Origin of the sequence: Pantoea sp. 18059 (assembly GCF_902706165.1) — a bacterium.
Lineage (GTDB): Bacteria > Pseudomonadota > Gammaproteobacteria > Enterobacterales > Enterobacteriaceae > Pantoea > Pantoea agglomerans.
In genome coordinates this window covers 99,364-116,852 of the sequence record NZ_CACSJS010000008.1, presented here as the reverse complement: position 1 = coordinate 116,852, position 17,489 = coordinate 99,364, and the positions used below count along the sequence as shown (strand labels likewise).

11 protein-coding genes are annotated in these 17,489 nt (G+C 57.6%); all 11 read left to right on the top strand.

All coding sequences use genetic code 11. The features are described from left to right. Window positions 1–426: 426 nt before the first annotated feature. Window positions 427–2,037, top strand: a complete 1,611-nt coding sequence (gene dppA / locus GVJ63_RS18810; protein ID WP_031590340.1) for a dipeptide ABC transporter periplasmic-binding protein DppA — start codon at window positions 427–429, stop codon at window positions 2,035–2,037. Between the two features lie 171 nt (window positions 2,038–2,208). Next, window positions 2,209–3,228: a dipeptide ABC transporter permease DppB gene (gene dppB, locus GVJ63_RS18805; RefSeq protein ID WP_022624833.1), complete on the top strand. Its 1,020-nt coding sequence runs from the start codon at window positions 2,209–2,211 to the stop codon at window positions 3,226–3,228. Between the two features lie 9 nt (window positions 3,229–3,237). Beyond that, the gene (gene dppC / locus GVJ63_RS18800) at window positions 3,238–4,140 is read left to right on the top strand and encodes a dipeptide ABC transporter permease DppC (RefSeq protein WP_010671643.1); all 903 of its coding nucleotides are present in this window, start codon (window positions 3,238–3,240) and stop codon (window positions 4,138–4,140) included. Between the two features lie 12 nt (window positions 4,141–4,152). After that, window positions 4,153–5,139, top strand: a complete 987-nt coding sequence (dppD, locus tag GVJ63_RS18795; RefSeq protein WP_159227224.1) for a dipeptide ABC transporter ATP-binding protein — start codon at window positions 4,153–4,155, stop codon at window positions 5,137–5,139. Next, window positions 5,129–6,151 carry a dipeptide ABC transporter ATP-binding subunit DppF gene (gene dppF, locus GVJ63_RS18790; RefSeq protein WP_158149689.1) on the top strand — a complete coding sequence of 341 codons (1,023 nt, stop codon included), beginning with the start codon at window positions 5,129–5,131 and terminating at the stop codon, window positions 6,149–6,151. Before dppD ends, dppF begins: the two co-directional genes overlap by 11 nt. A 519-nt stretch (window positions 6,152–6,670) precedes the next feature. After that, window positions 6,671–7,261: a cellulose biosynthesis protein BcsO gene (gene bcsO / locus GVJ63_RS18785; protein ID WP_159227223.1), complete on the top strand. Its 591-nt coding sequence runs from the start codon at window positions 6,671–6,673 to the stop codon at window positions 7,259–7,261. Beyond that, window positions 7,252–8,055, top strand: a complete 804-nt coding sequence (gene bcsQ, locus GVJ63_RS18780) for a cellulose biosynthesis protein BcsQ (protein ID WP_010671647.1) — start codon at window positions 7,252–7,254, stop codon at window positions 8,053–8,055. The genes bcsO and bcsQ overlap by 10 nt, the downstream gene beginning before the upstream one ends. Before the next feature lie 49 nt (window positions 8,056–8,104). Then, window positions 8,105–10,219, top strand: a complete 2,115-nt coding sequence (gene bcsA, locus GVJ63_RS18775; RefSeq protein WP_159227222.1) for a UDP-forming cellulose synthase catalytic subunit — start codon at window positions 8,105–8,107, stop codon at window positions 10,217–10,219. Further along, window positions 10,216–13,212: a cellulose biosynthesis cyclic di-GMP-binding regulatory protein BcsB gene (bcsB, locus tag GVJ63_RS18770; RefSeq protein ID WP_159227221.1), complete on the top strand. Its 2,997-nt coding sequence runs from the start codon at window positions 10,216–10,218 to the stop codon at window positions 13,210–13,212. The genes bcsA and bcsB overlap by 4 nt, the downstream gene beginning before the upstream one ends. 11 nt (window positions 13,213–13,223) lie before the next feature. Beyond that, window positions 13,224–17,039, top strand: coding sequence for a cellulose biosynthesis protein BcsC (locus GVJ63_RS18765; protein ID WP_159227220.1), 3,816 nt, complete (start codon window positions 13,224–13,226; stop codon window positions 17,037–17,039). Continuing rightward, window positions 17,039–17,482: a cellulose biosynthesis protein BcsD gene (bcsD, locus tag GVJ63_RS18760; RefSeq protein WP_033767602.1), complete on the top strand. Its 444-nt coding sequence runs from the start codon at window positions 17,039–17,041 to the stop codon at window positions 17,480–17,482. The genes GVJ63_RS18765 and bcsD overlap by 1 nt, the downstream gene beginning before the upstream one ends. The last annotated feature ends 7 nt before the right edge of the window (window positions 17,483–17,489 follow it).

The window sequence follows — 17,489 nt, the reverse complement described above, 5'->3', positions numbered from 1 at the left end:
GATGAACGTCATAACGCACGGTGAATCGTTCAGTTATTCAACATTTGCCGGTAAAAGTTTTAAGTTTTTTAGCGGTGAGAATCACTAGCGATAGAACAGCCATCCAGCACAATGCACGGAAATCAGACCAGCAGCGCTGTGCATTGTATGGCTTTTAGGCCGAAAGGGTTTTTATTACCGTTGCATGCTATCCCTCACACTCTGTGTAAATAAGTAACCGTTGTATTGACGTTCTTTGCAACTGTTGACAAATTGATGCGTCAATAAACGCGCAGTTACGGAATTTTCTGAATGCACCATCTGCATAAGAAAAAACAAAAAAAACGTAGCGTGCTTTAACCACCTGTTCGGTGGTACGCCTGAACCGCATAAAAAAATCAGAGGTCGGGCAATACACACAACATCACATCACAATGGAGCAAAAGCATGATCAACTCCCTGGCTAAATCCGGGATGCTGAAGGTCGGTCTGAGCCTGATTGCTATGACTGTCGCCGCCGGTGTTCAGGCAAAAACCCTGGTTTACTGTTCTGAAGGTTCTCCGGAAGGCTTTAACCCGCAGTTGTTCACCTCGGGCACCACCTACGATGCCAGCTCACGTCAGATCTACAACCGACTGGTTGAGTTCACTATCGGCACCACCGAACTGCACGCTGCGCTGGCAGAGAAGTGGGATGTCAGTGAAGACGGTAAAACTTACACCTTCCACCTGCGCAAAGGCGTGAAGTGGCAGACCACCAAAGATTTCAAACCGACGCGCGACTTCAATGCGGATGATGTGGTGTTCACCTTTGAGCGCCAGCTGGATAAAAACAACGCCTATCACGGCGTCTCCGGCGGCAGCTACGAATATTTCGAAGGCATGGACATGCCGAAGCTGATCAGCAAAATTGAAAAAGTGGACGAGAACACCGTGCGCTTTGTGCTGACGCGTCCTGAATCGCCGTTCCTTGCAGACCTCGGCATGGACTTCGCCTCGATTCTGTCGAAAGAGTACGCTGACAACATGCTGAAAGCGGGCACCCCGCAAAACGTCGACCTGAATCCGGTCGGTACCGGTCCGTTCCAGCTGCTGCAGTACCAGAAAGATTCGCGCATCCTTTACAAAGCTAACCCGGATTACTGGGGCACCAAGCCGAAAATCGATCGCTTAGTTTTCTCCATTACGCCGGATGCTTCAGTGCGTTACGCCAAGCTGCAGAAGGGCGAATGTCAGGTCATGCCCTATCCAAACCCGGCTGACATCGCGCGTATGAAGCAGGACAAAAACATCAACCTGTATGAGCAGGCTGGCCTGAACGTCGGCTATCTGTCGTACAACGTTGAGAAAAAACCGCTGGATAACCTGAAAGTGCGTCAGGCACTGACCATGGCAGTCAACAAAAAGGCGATTATCGAAGCCGTTTATCAGGGTGCAGGTCAGCCTGCTAAAAACCTGATCCCACCAACGATGTGGGGCTATAACGACGACGTAAAAGACTACGCCTACGATCCTGAGAAAGCCAAAGCGCTGCTGAAAGAAGCGGGCATGGCAGACGGCTTCTCAATCGACCTGTGGGCAATGCCGGTTCAGCGTCCTTACAACCCGAATGCGCGCCGCATGGCTGAGATGATCCAGAGCGACTGGGCGAAGATTGGCGTCAAAGCCAAAATCGTCACCTACGAGTGGGGCGAATATCTGAAGCGCGCCAAAGCAGGCGAGCACCAGACCGTCATGATGGGCTGGACCGGCGACAATGGGGATCCGGATAACTTCCTGGCCACCCTGTTCAGCTGTTCAGCGGCAAAAGATGGCTCTAACTACTCGCGCTGGTGTGATAAATCCTTTGAGGATCAGATTCAGCCAGCTCGCGCCACCGCCGATCAGGCGAAGCGCATCGAGTACTACAAGCAGGCACAGGTTGTGATGCATGACCAGGCACCGGCGCTGATGATCGCGCACTCAACGGTATACGAACCGGTCAGCAAGAAAGTCTCCGGGTACAAAGTCGATCCGCTGGGCGGACACTACTTTGCTCAGGTAGACATTAAAGAATAATTGTCGCCTTTTCCGGGGTGGCTGCGCGTCGCCCCGGCTTTATCTCCCTGTTTTACTGGAAACGGTAGAGGCGCAGCCTGTCTGCGTCGCGGTCGGGCCTACCCGATCGTCAGATGTAAGCAATAACTACCCTCGCGGCGACGGTCGCGCGGACAAGAGAGAACCCGGATTATGCTGCAGTTCATACTCCGACGTCTGGGCCTTGTCATCCCAACGTTTATCGGTATTACATTACTCACCTTCGCATTTGTTCACATGATCCCCGGCGATCCGGTACTGATCATGGCGGGCGAACGCGGTATTTCTCCTGAACGCCATGCACAGTTAATGGCGCTGTTAGGTCTGGATCAGCCGCTGTGGAAACAGTACCTGAACTACATTAACGGCGTATTACATGGCGACCTGGGCATTTCACTCAAGAGCCGCATCCCGGTCTGGGATGAGTTTGTTCCGCGCTTCAAAGCGACGCTGGAACTCGGCTTCTGCGCCATGATATTTGCCGTGGCCATTGGTATCCCGGTTGGGGTCATGGCCGCCGTGAAGCGGGGGTCGATTTTCGATCACACCGCCGTGGGGATCTCACTGACCGGCTACTCCATGCCGATCTTCTGGTGGGGCATCATGCTGATCATGCTGGTCTCGGTACAGCTCAACCTGACGCCGGTTTCCGGGCGGGTCGGCGACACCGTTTTCCTGGATGACACCATGCCGCTGACCGGCTTTATGCTGATCGATACCTTCTTCTGGGGTGAGCCGGGCGATTTCCACGATGCGGTGATGCACATGATTCTGCCTGCCATCGTGCTCGGCACCATTCCGCTGGCGGTGATTGTGCGAATGACGCGATCGGCGATGCTCGAAGTGCTGGGTGAAGATTACATCCGTACTGCGCGTGCCAAAGGCCTGACGCGGATGCGCGTGATCGTAGTGCATGCGCTGCGAAACGCCATGCTGCCGGTGGTTACGGTGATCGGCCTGCAGGTCGGCACCTTGCTGGCCGGGGCGATTCTGACCGAAACCATCTTCTCGTGGCCGGGCCTGGGTCGCTGGCTGATTGAAGCGTTGCAGCGCCGTGACTATCCGGTGGTGCAGGGCGGGGTGCTGCTGACAGCAGTACTGATTATTGTGGTCAACCTGCTGGTTGATCTGCTGTATGGCGTGGTTAACCCGCGCATACGTCATAAGAAATAAGGGGGCATCATGTCTGTTGTTGATCCCGGCAGCGTTACCGTTGCACCCAAGCCGATGACCCCGTTTCAGGAATTCTGGCACTACTTTAAACGTAACAAGGGCGCCGTTGTGGGCCTGGTCTACATCATCATTGTGTTGCTGTGCGCCATTTTTGCCGATGTGCTGGCCCCGCATGCCCCTGCTGAGCAGTTCCGCGATGCGCTGCTGCATCCGCCGGTCTGGCAGGAAGGCGGCAGCTGGAGCTACATTCTGGGCACCGACGATGTAGGCCGCGATGTGCTGTCGCGTCTGATGTACGGCGCGCGCCTGTCGCTGCTGGTTGGCTGTCTGGTGGTGGTGCTGTCACTGATTTTTGGCGTGATATTTGGCCTGCTGGCCGGTTATCTCGGCGGCGTGGTCGATGCCATCATCATGCGTGTGGTCGATATCATGCTGGCGCTGCCCAGCCTGCTGCTGGCGCTGGTGCTGGTCGCCATCTTTGGCCCCTCAATCGTTAACGCCTCCATCGCGCTGACCTTTGTGGCGCTGCCGCACTATATCCGTCTGACCCGCGCGGCGGTGCTGGTGGAAGTGAACCGCGACTATGTGACCGCCTCCGGCGTGGCCGGTGCCGGTATGCTGCGCCAGATGTTTGTGAATATTCTGCCTAACTGCCTTGCACCGCTGATCGTGCAGGCTTCATTAGGTTTCTCCAACGCCATTCTCGATATGGCGGCGCTGGGCTTTCTCGGTATGGGTGCGCAACCGCCAACGCCGGAGTGGGGCACGATGCTCTCCGACGTCCTGCAGTATGCGCAAAGTGCCTGGTGGGTAGTGACCTTCCCTGGATTGGTCATTCTGCTTACCGTGCTGGCATTTAACCTGATGGGCGATGGTTTGCGTGATGCACTCGACCCGAAACTCAAGCAGTAAAGAGGCACCGAGATGGCGTTATTAAATGTAGACAAACTATCGGTGCATTTCGGCGACGATAAAGCACCGTTCCGCGCGGTTGACCGCATCAGTTATCAGGTTGAGCAGGGCCAGGTCGTGGGTATCGTGGGCGAGTCCGGCTCCGGTAAATCGGTGAGTTCCCTGGCGATCATGGGGCTGATCGATTTCCCCGGCAAGGTGATGGCTGAGAAGCTGGAGTTCAACCAGCGCGACCTGCAGAACATCTCCGAACGTGAGCGCCGCCAGCTGGTGGGTGCCGAAGTGGCGATGATTTTTCAGGACCCAATGACCAGCATGAATCCCTGCTACACCGTAGGTTTCCAGATCATGGAAGCGATCAAGGTGCATCAGGGCGGTAATAAACGCACCCGGCGTCAGCGGGCGATCGACCTGCTGAATCAGGTTGGTATTCCCGATCCTGCGTCACGGCTCGATGTCTATCCGCACCAGCTGTCGGGCGGCATGAGCCAGCGTGTGATGATTGCCATGGCGATCGCCTGTCGGCCTAAGCTGTTAATCGCCGATGAGCCGACCACGGCGCTCGACGTGACCATTCAGGCGCAGATCATCGAACTGCTGCTGGAGTTGCAGCGGCAGGAGAACATGGCGCTGATCCTGATTACTCACGATCTGGCGTTAGTGGCAGAAGCGGCGCACCACATTATCGTGATGTATGCCGGTCAGGTGGTGGAGAGCGGGAAAGCGACCGATATCTTTAAGGCGCCGCGCCATCCTTATACGCAGGCGCTGCTGCGTGCGCTGCCGGAGTTTGCGGCCGATAAAGCACGCCTGGCCTCGCTGCCTGGCGTGGTTCCGGGCAAGTATGACCGCCCGATTGGCTGTCTGCTTAATCCACGCTGCCCCTATGCGACTGACCTTTGTCGTCAGGAAGAACCTGAACTGCGCACCATTCCAGGACGCCAGTCCAAGTGTCACTATCCGCTGGACGATGCCGGGAGACCAACTTATGAGTCATGAAACCACGAAAGATCAGTTCCTGCTGCAGGCGATTGATCTGAAGAAGCACTACCCGGTGAAGAAGGGGCTGTTTGGTCAGGAGCGTCTGGTCAAAGCGCTGGATGGCGTCTCTTTTAATCTGGAACGCGGCAAAACGCTGGCGGTGGTAGGCGAGTCAGGCTGTGGTAAATCCACGCTGGGCCGCCTGCTGACGATGATTGAAACCCCGACCGAAGGGCAGCTTTACTGGCACGGTCAGGATCTGCTGAAACATGATCCCCAGGCGCAAAAGTTGCGTCGCCAGAAAATCCAGATCGTGTTCCAGAACCCGTACGGCTCACTCAATCCGCGCAAAAAAGTAAGCCAGATTCTGGAAGAGCCGCTGGTGATTAATACCCAACTGACCAGAGCGGAACGCCGCGAGAAAACGCTGGAGATGATGGCAAAAGTCGGTCTGAAAACCGAGCACTACGACCGCTACCCGCACATGTTCTCAGGCGGGCAGCGTCAGCGTATCGCCATCGCGCGTGGGCTGATGCTCGATCCGGACGTACTGATTGCCGATGAGCCGGTTTCGGCGCTCGACGTGTCGGTGCGTGCCCAGGTGCTTAACCTGATGATGGATCTGCAGCAGGATATGGGGCTCTCTTATGTCTTTATCTCGCACGATTTGTCGGTGGTGGAACACATTGCCGATGAGGTGATGGTGATGTATCTCGGCCGGTGCGTAGAGAAGGGCAGCAAAGAGGCGATTTTTGCCAACCCGCGCCATCCTTATACCCAGGCTTTGCTGTCAGCGACGCCGCGTCTGAATCCTGACGACCGTCGTGAGCGCATTAAGCTGACCGGCGAACTGCCCAGCCCGCTTAATCCGCCGCCGGGCTGCGCCTTTAATGCACGCTGCCACCGACGTTTTGGCACCTGCGTGCAGTTGCAGCCGAAGCTGAAAAACTATGGCGGACAGGAGATTGCCTGCTTCGCGGTTGATCAGGATGAAAATCAGCCAGTGGGTGCGGCAGAGAAAGTCAGTTGAGCAATCACCTGGCCCCCAGCCGAAGGCTCCTTTCTGGAGCCTTTTTTTATCTCAACTCAGCTGCAAGCCGCACTGCTGGCAGGTCAGCGAGCACTTTCTGGTTATTCCTCCTCTTTTTCCGTTATCAGTCTTAACCTGTTTTCCTTCTGGCGATATTTGCAGTGAAAAAAGATAAATAGCCTCAATCACTTATGGCAGAAATGCGATTTTTTTGCGCCTGCGGCAGCCTGAACGCTCTTTGAAAGGCTGTTTACAGGAGTCAGCCTGGCAGTGCCAGAGGTTGTAAGAGCGGTATTTTCAGAAAAATTATTAAAACAGTGCTAATGAATTTAACTTAAGTATTACTTATTAATTATCAGCGGCAATGACTCAGAAAAGGCTTTCTTCCGCCACTATTGAATCTTTATGATTAAACAATTTGATTGAAATTGCTTTTTTTGTAATCAGGTTTTTCTGACTGATATTAAAGGGATGTGTTATATTCCAGGAAAATTCCCACCTTGTTGCAGGCCATGGCCAATGAAGAATAATTACGATGATTTGCAGCGTTTTAAAGAGAAAACGCAAACGCTCGACATCGACTTTAAAGATATGTCTGGCCAGACGCAGGAAGCGGCGGAACACAGTAAATGGGCATTGATTCGCCAGCTGGCGAAAGAAGAACATCAGACACCGTTTGGCGGCGGCGAGCGTATTGACCTGCCGCAACCTCAGCCGCTGCGTGGTGATGAGTTTACGGCTCCACCGCCTGGGGCTCCGGCACGACATGCCGCACTCACTGCGCAACCGGCAATTGCAGCCCGCACCTCGATTCTCGATAGCCTGTCAGGCAGTAACCTGCCAGCAACCAGCACGACTGAACGCGGTCCTTCATCACTCTTTCCGCCACCGCCGCCACTGCAAAAAGTGGCCGTGGCTGAGCCTGCGACCACGCTGCGTGCTGAGCCGGTCCGGCCTGCCACCGTGGCGGAGCTTCAGCCCGTCGTCGCACCCACCGCCACCCATTCTGAGCCAGGACGATTTGGTGCGCTGTTCCGCTCGCGCGAGATTAATCTGCCGAAAGAAACCTTACTCAAACCGTTACTGGAGAAGATTGCGCTATGCCATTAGTTTGTGTGTGCTCGCCGAAGGGGGGCGTGGGGAAAACCACGCTGGCGGCGAATCTGGCCTGGAGTCTGGCGCGTTCCGGTAGCAAAGTTCTGGCGATTGATTTTGATGTGCAGAATGCACTGCGTCTTCACTTTGGCGTGCCGCTTCATGATGGCCGCGGATTTGTGGCGCGCTCAGAAGAGCAGGCGGACTGGAGCCAGTCGATTCTTACCACTGGCGGCAATATCTTTGTGCTGCCCTATGGCGACGTCACGGAGCCGCAGCGCGAACGGTTCGAAGAGAACCTGATGAAAGATCCCCACTTTATTAAGCGCGGTCTGGATACGGTGCTCAATTATCCCGGTCTGGTGATCGTGGCTGATTTCCCGCCGGGCCCGGGCCCCGCCCTTAAAGCAATGACGGCGCTGGCCGATATGCATTTAGTAGTGATGTTAGCCGATACCGCATCAGTATCGTTATTACCGCAGATTGAAGAGAACCGGATGATCGGTAAGCCTCTCAATAATAAGCAGGGTCACTATTTCATCCTTAACCAGTGTGACAACCGCCGGAATATCAATCGCGATGTCACCGCGTTTATGCAGCAGCGCCTGGGCGATAATTTACTGGGCGTGGTTCACCGTGATGAAAGTGTGGGTGAAGCCAATGCTTCGCAGCAGTCTGTTTACGATTTCAGTCCCGCCTCCGCAGCGGCATTTGATATTGAACTGATCGCGAAAAGGGTCAGCAGCATTCTGAATATCACCGTGGGTAATGGCGAAGTTCAGGCTCCCATCCGCACAAACCACTTTTAGTCGGCTTCCGCCAGGCGACTGACTTACACAGCTCTTCTCAGGGTGAATCATGAGTAAAATCGGGTTTTACCTGCTGCTGCTGCTGGTGCTTGCACCCGTTGCGGCGGTGATCATCATTACGCCAATGGACAGCCAGAAACAGTATATTTTTGGTCTGATCAGCATCGGCATGATGTTTTTATTGGGTTTCAGCAAGAGCCGCAAAATAACGGTGGTGATGGTGGTTCTCTCTGCGCTGATGTCCAGCCGCTATATCTGGTGGCGGACCACCGAGACGCTGCACTTTAATTCCGAAGTTGAAGCTATCTTAGGCATTGGCTTATATCTGGCGGAGCTGTACGTCTGGCTGATCTTAATTCTTGGCTTCCTGCAAACCACCTGGCCATTAAAACGCACCATCGAACCCTTACCGGACGACACCAGCCTGTGGCCGACGGTCGATATTTATGTGCCTTCCTACAATGAAAGTCTTGATGTGGTGCGCGACACCGTACTCGCGGCGCAGTGTATCGACTACCCGCGTGACAAAATCAGGGTCTATCTGCTGGATGATGGCAAGCGCAGCGAGTTTGCCCGCTTTGCGGCGGATGTCGGCGTGGGTTATATCACCCGTGACGACAACAAACATGCCAAAGCCGGGAACCTCAACCATGCGATGAAAATCACCAAAGGTGAGCTGATTTGCATCTTCGACTGCGACCACGTGGCGACGCGCACCTTCCTGCAGGCGACGGTCGGACCGTTCCTGAAAGATCCAAAGCTGGCGCTGCTACAGACGCCGCACTACTTCTATTCTCCCGATCCCTTTGAGCGTAACCTGCGCGCCGCACGCAGCATTCCAAACGAAGGCTCGCTGTTTTATGGCCCGGTGCAGCAGGGTAACGATAACTGGAATGCCACTTTCTTCTGTGGCTCCTGTGCGGTTATCCGTCGTTCAGCGCTGGAAGAGATTGGCGGTTTTGCCGTTGAAACCGTGACCGAAGATGCACACACCGCCCTGAAAATGCAGCGACTGGGCTGGGGCTCAGCCTTTTTGTCGATCCCGCTGGCTGCCGGTCTGGCAACAGAACGTCTGGGCCTGCATATCATTCAGCGTACCCGCTGGGCGCGTGGCATGACGCAGATTTTCCGCGTCGATAATCCGCTGTTTGGCCGTGGCCTGAAGTGGCAGCAGCGTCTTTGCTATCTCAACGCCATGCTGCATTTCCAGTTTGGCCTGCCACGCGTTGCCTTCCTGACCGCACCGCTGGCTTACCTGCTGTTTAACCTGAATATTATTCACTCATCGGCGTCGCTGATCTTTGCCTATGTGCTGCCCCATCTGGTGATGTCGCTCTACGTTAACTCACGGATGAATGGCCGTTTCCGTTACACCTTCTGGGGTGAGATTTATGAGACGGTGATGTGCTTCCATCTGGTGATCCCGACCATTCTGACCCTGTTGTCGCCAAAACATGGCAAGTTTAACGTGACCGATAAAGGCGGCGTGCTGGATCAGGGCTTCTTCGATTTCCACATCGTGCGTCCGCATGTGATTGTGGCGCTGCTGCTGGGCATTGGCATTGTAGCCGGCGTGGTGCGCGCCGTGATGCATGACTATTTTGGCGTCGATCCTTACGTAATCGCGCTCAACGTCGGCTGGGCGATCTTCAGCCTGATCATTCTGATGGCGGCAATTGCCGTGGCGCGCGAAACCAAGCAGGTGCGTAAAACCATCCGTGTTGAAGTGCAAATCCCGGCGATTATTCATTACGCCAGCGGCATTTCATCGCGCACCCAGACCAGCAACCTTTCGATGGGCGGCGCGCAGCTTGATGCACCTGATGGACGTCATGAAACTGATGAGATTGAAGAGATTGATCTGCTGCTGAAATCCGGCGCGATCACTATCCCGGTCAGTCAGATTTCCGGCGATGATGAGAGCATCCGTCTGCGCTTTGAGGCGATGCCGCTGGCGCGTCGTCGCGAACTGGTCCGTGTGGTGCTGGCTCGTGCTGATGCCTGGATTCAGCCGGAGTATAAGCAGGACAACCCGCTGATTTCGCTAGGCACTATTATCCGTACCGTCTTTGAGCTGTTCTGGCTGACCTGGAAAGGCCGCCACGATAAACGTAAAAATGTCGACCCGGTTGCCGCGGCGGCGAAAGAGGATGGGGCGGCATGAAGATCCTGACGCAAACTCTGCTGGCCAGTTCACTGACCGCAGCGTTATGGCTGACGCCCGCTGGCGCGGAAACGCCGGTTGCTACTGATAACAGCAGTGCTGCGCCGGTAAACAGTTCAGCCCCGACGCCGCCTGATGCTGCTTCCACCACGCAGCCTGCCAGTGCGCCGGTAAACAGTCCGGCTCCGATGCCGTCTGATGCTGCTTCCAGCATGCAGCCTGCCGATGCCACCGTCAGTGCACCCGCGACAAATCAGGCTCCGGCCAGCGATGCCACCGTCAGTGCACCCGCGACAAATCAGGCTCCGGCCAGCGATGCGGCATCTGTGGCACCCATAAATAATGGTTCCACCCAGACGGCTGGTTCAGACCAGGTAGCCGCCCCGGTCAGCGGTGGAGAGTCTGCAATGCCGTCAGTGTCACCTGCGGCAAATGCGCCATCTGCGACACCGTCCGCAGAATCTGCACCGGCATCGGCGCCACAGAGTGCATCACCCAATGCCATGGCACCCCCGGTGAACGCCTCTTACGCCCCAGGTAGCGAGGCGACATCACAAACTCAGCCATCTTCAGTGACCGGTGACGCGACCTCAACGCCTCAGACCGCGTCATCGACCGGTGAGGCGGCGGCTTCTGCCCAGACCACCGCGCCGATGGCCGCCACCGGCGCGGTAACCCAGGACAGCAGCGCGCTGTCCGCGGTGCCCCTGCCGCAGGGCCTGAGCAGTGCCGATCCCGCGCTGGCAGCGGCCGCCAGTGCGCTGCCCTACGCGCCAGGTCAGGTAGCTGCACCGGTTGCAGAAGCGCAGCCGCCGATCGCGGCTGCCATCAATCAGCCAATCAGTAGTGTTATTTCAGTGGCCCAGATGGGCCAGTCGCGCGGCATCACGCTGACCGGCGGCCAGCTTCAGTCGGGCATCACCTTTACCCTGCCCGGCGATGAAGTCATCACCAATGCGCGACTTAATCTGACGCTGCGCGTCTCAGCTGCGCTGGCGGCACGCAATACGTCGCTGCAACTGATGCTGAATGGTCAGCCGCTCGGCACGCTGCCGCTGGGTGCGACGGACAGTGATGTCAGCGACTATGAGCTGGATATTCCGGCGGCGATGGTGGTGTCGGCGAACAATCTGAGTTTTAAAATCAATGATGCGGACAAGTTGCTGTGTGAAAGAGAGAGCGCACAGCAGTATCAGGTCACCATTCTGCCGAACACCTCGCTGCACCTTGAGGGTCAGAAGCTCAATATCGGCACCAGCCTGCGTAATTTCCCGCGCCCCTTCCTGGATCCTCAGCGGATGACGGCGTCCACCGTGACGGTGGGCTTTGCCAGTCATGTTTCAGCCGATGCTGTCAGCGCGGCGGCACTGGTGACATCCTGGCTTGGCATTCAGAGTGATTATCGCGGCATCCGTTTCCCGGTGGTGCGCGGCGAACTGCCGGAACACAACGGCATCCTGTTTGGTCATCCTGGTGACCGGATCGGCACCCTGACTTTCCCGGCCAGTAACGGTCCGATGTTGCAGGTGGTGGATAATCCCAATAATCCGGTTTACAAATTGCTGCTGGTCAGTGGCAACAATGAGGAGCAGTTGCGTCAGGCGGCGAACCGTCTGACGACGCAGCCACTGACGACGGATGAGAGTCATCTGCAGGTCCCCGCACAGACTATTGCAAACCGCAAACCTTACGATGCCCCGCGCTGGATTAACACTGACCGTCCGGTACGACTGAGCGAACTGCTGCGTAAAGATCAGAGTCTGACCAGTAGCGGCATCTGGCATGATGCGCTGCGTGTTAACTTCCGCGCCGCGCCTGATTTGTTCCTGTGGGATGGCGACACAGTGCCGGTCAATCTGCACTATCGCTTCCCGTCCGAAAGCTGGATCGATGAGGATAATTCCTTCCTTAACGTCATGCTCAACGGCACTTTCCTGCGCAATCTGACGGTGAACAAAGTCGGCCTGCTGGAGAACGCCTGGCACCGTCTGGGCGGTGATGCGCGTCAGGAGCAGTATCAGCTTAATCTCGAACCCTACCTGATCTATGGCGATAACCAGCTGGCGCTCTACTTCAATATCAAACCGCGGGCTGATGCGCCCTGCGGTGTGTTACTGAACAACAACATCAAGAGCCGGATTGAAGAGGATTCATGGATCGATCTGAGCCATACCCGTCACTTCAGCATGCTGCCGAACCTCTCTTACTTTGTGGGTGCCTCTTTCCCGTTCTCACGTCTGGCCGATTTCAGCCAGACCACGCTGCTGCTGCCGGAAACGCCCAGCGATGCTGAACTGTCAACGCTGCTGGATCTGGCGGCGCGGGCTGGTAAAGCCACCGGTCTGGCGCTGACACAGAATCAGGTACTGTTTGGCCTGCCGACTGGCGGAACCCATCTGGCGCGCATACAGCAGAGCGATCTGCTGGCGGTGAGCACCACCGGCAACAGCGCCTTTAATCAGGCGATGCTGGCGGCTTCCCCTTATGACGCCACCAGCAGCACTTTTGGGGTGAAAGAGCCTGACACGCTGGAAAAATTACGCGGCTGGCTGACCGGTGACTGGAGCCGTCAGCAGCTGGATGCCGATCGTTACTTCTCCTCCAACGAAGCGTGGCGAGGCTTCCTCAGCTACCGATCGCCATGGAACCGCGATCGGCTGGTGGTGATGACGGTGGCAACCAGCGACGATCAGCTGTTGCGACTGCATAACGATTTGAGTTCAGCGCAGATTAACGCCGGCATTCGTGGCGATACCGCGATTATTACCGATGAAAACGGTATCCGCAGTTTCCGCGTCGGCGCGCAGTTCCCCAGCGGTGAGTTGCCCTGGTACATGATGGTGGTGTGGTATGCCAACCAGCACTCGGTGCTGCTGGCAGTGGCGGCGATGCTGCTCTCTGCGCTGGTGGGCAGTGCGGCCTGGGTGATGCTGAAGCGTCACGCCTGGCGACGTCTGAACCCAAAGCAGGACCGTGATTCCGGCAGGAAGTAAGGATAATAATAATGAAAAAAAATCTGTTAAGTGCCGGTATCCGTAAGGCGTTGCTGCTGGGCAGTGCGCTGGCCCTGTCACAGCCGCTGCTGGCGGCGGAAAGCGCCAACCCGGCGTTGCAGGCGCTGTTCGATCAGGCCTCTTACTGGCATCAGAAAGCGCATGACGACCTGGCGACAGCCTCACTGCAAAAGGTGCTGATGGTTGAACCCAACAACACTCAGGCGCTCTACCTGCTGGCGCTCTATTCACAGCAGGGGGGCGACACTGCGGCGGCGGCGCAGTATCGCGCCCGTCTGAGTCAGGTCTCCCCCAACGATCCGCATCTTGGCGAGCTGGATAACGCGCGCCAGATGCAGACCATTCCGCAGGCGCAGCTTGCGCTGGCGCGTCAGCAGGCGCGCAGCGGCAATATTCCGGCGGCGTTACAGACCTGGCGCAACACCTTCAGCGGCAATGCGCCACCACCCAGCGTCGCGGCAGAATATTATCTCACTATGGCGGGCGACCGTACGCTGCTGCCGCAGGCGGTTGAGGCACTGCGCCAGTTTGCGGCTCAGCATCCGCAGGACACCGGCGCGCGGCTGGCGCTGGGTAAAGCGCTGACCTATCAGGAACCGACCCGTCGCGAAGGCATTGAGGTGCTGAGTTCGCTGGCGAGCGGTAATCAGGATGCCGACCGCTCGCTGCGTCAGGCGCTGCTGTGGCTCGGTCCGCAGCCGTCAGATGCGGCGCTCTATCAGACCTGGCAGCAGCGTCATCCGCAGGACTCCGCCGTCATCGACTACTACCGTAAAAACGTCGGCGGCGCAGAAAAAGGGGCCGGATTCAGCGCGCTGAACAGCGGTGACGTCGGCGGTGCGCAGTCCAGCTTTGAAAAAGTACTGGGCGCCAATCCGCAGGATGCCGATGCGTTAGCGGGCATGGGCTATGTGGCCCAGCGAGCCGGACGTTATCAGGAAGCGGCGGATTATCTGCAGCGGTCTGCTCAGCTCGGCGGCGATCAGGGTTCATCGCGTCAGCAGCAGGCTGACGATGCGCGTTTTTATGCACAGCTGGCCAGCGCCCAGCAGGCACTGAAAAGCGGAGATACGGCGCAGGCGCTGACATTAAGCGAACCGCTGGTGCAGGCTGACGGCGAAAAAGGGCTGGCCGCCAGACTGTTCCGCGCCGACGTGCTGCGCCGCACCAATCAGCCGCAGCAGGCGGAGCAACTCTATCGCACTATTCTGCAAAGCGATGCGGATAACCGCAGCGCCAAAGAGGGGCTGTTCTACGTTCTGCGTCAGCAGAATCGGGGCACCGAAGCTAACACGCTGCTGGGGGCACTGCCGGACAGCGTGCGCCAGAGCGTCACGCCACGCGCCAATGAAGCCGACGCACTGCGTCAGCAGGCGAAGCGTCAGCTTGCAGCCGGTAACAACGCCGCTGCCATCGCGACGCTGCAGCAGGGCATTCAGCGCTATCCTACGGATGGCTGGCTGCGGCTCGATTTAGCCCGGCTCTATCGTCAGCAGGGCGACACGCTGCTGGCGGCTAACGTGATGCAGCCGGTGATGCGCAACGGGGCCAGCACCAGCGAACTGTATGCCGGTGCGCTTAACGCCAGCGAAAGCGGCGGCTGGCAGCAGGCCAGCACGTTGCTGTCGCGCATTCCCGCTAACGCTAAGACGGCGGCGATGCGTGAACTGGCGCAGCGGGTTAATTTCAATCTGCAGATGAGCACGGCCGACCAGTATCTGGCGCAGGGCGCGACGGCTGCCGCCGCCAATACCCTGAAGGCGCTCACGGTTAATCCACCCACCAACCCGGTTGATGCCGGAAACCTGGCGCAGAAGCTGGCGCAGGCGGGCGATCTCACCAGCGCCGTTTCGGTGGTGCGGACTAACCTGCAGCGTGGCGTGCAGGGCAATGCGGGCGATTATGCCGCGCAGATGACGGTACTGAATCAGGCGGGCCTCGGCAGTGAGGCGCAGCGCTTCCTCAGCAACCCGGAACTGCAGGCGCGCAGTACACCAACGCAACTGGCCGGTATTCGCAATGGCTATCTGATTAACGAAGTGGATCGTCTGCGGCAGCAGCGTCAGTACGCGGTGGCGTATGACAAGCTGATTGGTGCACTGCAGCAGGATCCGCAGAACCGCGATCTGATGTTCGCGATGGCCCGTCTCTACCAGGACGGCAAGATGAACCGGGATGCGGGCGTGGTCTATGACTACCTGATGACCCAGGATACGCCGACGCAGGATGCGCGCGTCGGGGCCATCAACGTCGCGCTGGCGCAGAACAATGTGCAGCGCGCTAATGAGCTGAGTCGCGGCCTTAACAGTACGACTCAGACACCGGATCGTCTGCTGCTGCTGGCGCGGGTCGCGGAAGCCAATGGCGAGCATTCTCAGGCGATGGCTTATCTGCGTTCAGCGCGCGGTCAGCTGATTGGCCTGCAGGGCGCGCAGCCTGGCAGCGTGCCGACCGTGGGCGGACTGGCGCTGGCGGATAATCCGTTTATCAACCGTGATACTTCGCCGGTGGGACGTTCACCATCCAGCTACGGCACCGTGCTGCCGTGGCAGGCGGCACCGGCGGGCGTTGCCGCTGGCGTGACAACGCAGGGCGAACCGGCCGCGGGCAGCGAAACCGTTGCTCAACAGTCACAGATTCTGCACGACGTCGACACCATGATAGATTCGCTGCAGGAAAAAACCGGCAGCTGGAGTCAGGGCATGGTGCAGGTGCGCGGGCGTGATGGCGAGTCGGGCCTGAGCAAGCTGACGGAAGCCAAAGCGCCGCTGACCTTCTCTACCGTGCCGTTTGAAACGGCGCGCCTCGACTTTACCGCCACGCCGGTCTCACTTACGGCGGGCAGTGGCGCAGCCGATGCCTGGCGCCGTTTCGGCACCAATGCGCTGAGTCAGGGCAGGGTGGTGGCTGCAGGCGGTGCAACGGTGAATGACCTGCCGAACGCCACCACCGATTCGCAAACCGCTTCGGGCGTGGAGCTGAATCTGGCGCTGAAGGGCGACAGCTATAAAGTGGATATCGGCAGTACGCCGCTGGGCCAGGATCTCAGTACTCTGGTCGGGGGCGTACAGTGGTCACCGAAACTCACCGACTTCCTGACGCTGATCCTGACCGGTGAGCGCCGCGCGATTACCGACAGCCTGCTCTCTTACGTCGGCGCAGAAGATAAAACCAGTGGCAAACGCTGGGGACGCGTCACGAAGAACGGCGCTAACGCCCTGTTAAGCTACGACAATGGCGATGCCGGCTTCTATGCTGGTGCGGGCGCGTACAGCTATCTTGGCGAGAATGTCGCCAGCAACAACAACCTGCAGGCAACTGCCGGTGCCTACGTTCGTCCGTTCCACACTGACGATCGCGAGCTGAAAGTGGGCATGAGCCTGTCGTGGATGGACTTCTCGAAAAACCTCAGCTATTTCAGCTACGGTCAGGGCGGCTACTTCAGCCCGCAGAACTACGCGTCGGTCTCCTTCCCGATAGAGTTCTCACGCAAGTTTGACGATTTAAAAGTCAATATTGGCGGTGCAGCCGGTTATCAGACCTACAGTCAGGATAAGAGCGCGTACTTCCCGTCGGATGCCAGCCTGCAGTCAGAGCTGGAATCCCTTGCCGCCAGCGGCAGCGTGAAAGACGCTTACTACTCCGGCGGCAGTAAAAACGGCATCGGCTACAACCTGCACGCCGGGGCGGACTACAAACTCAATAAAGATGTGACGATTGGCGGCCAGCTGGGTTATGACACCTTTGGTGACTACAACGAAAGCAGCGCACAGCTCTATGTCCGTTACCTGTTCGGAGAGAAGTAATGAGTGAGCATTCGGGGGTATCGCATCCGTATCAGCCGGGCTGGTTTGACCTGGTCAGCGTGCTGATTGACGGGATGATCGCCAACGCCGGTCAGCAGGAGGCGGAAGCCTTTCTCTATAAGATGGGGGAATCGCTGGCGACCCGCTATCCTTTGCCAGAGTCGCGTACCGTGCAGGATCTGGAGCGCGAGTGCAATCTGCAACTGGCGCGGTTTAACTGGGGCTTTGTGCAGCTTCAGCCGGAAGAGAAGGCGCTGCTGATTGCCTGTCACGCCTTACCGGCAGGCGACAACATCCACTCTCCGGCTGACTGGCAGGCGGCGTTTGGTGCGGTGATGGCCGGACTTTTTTCGGGCTGGTTGCAGGGCCAGGGCGGCAGCAGCATTGTGCCGGTTACGCTTGAACTCAACGATGGCAGCACGCTGCACTATCGATATCAATAGGATCGGA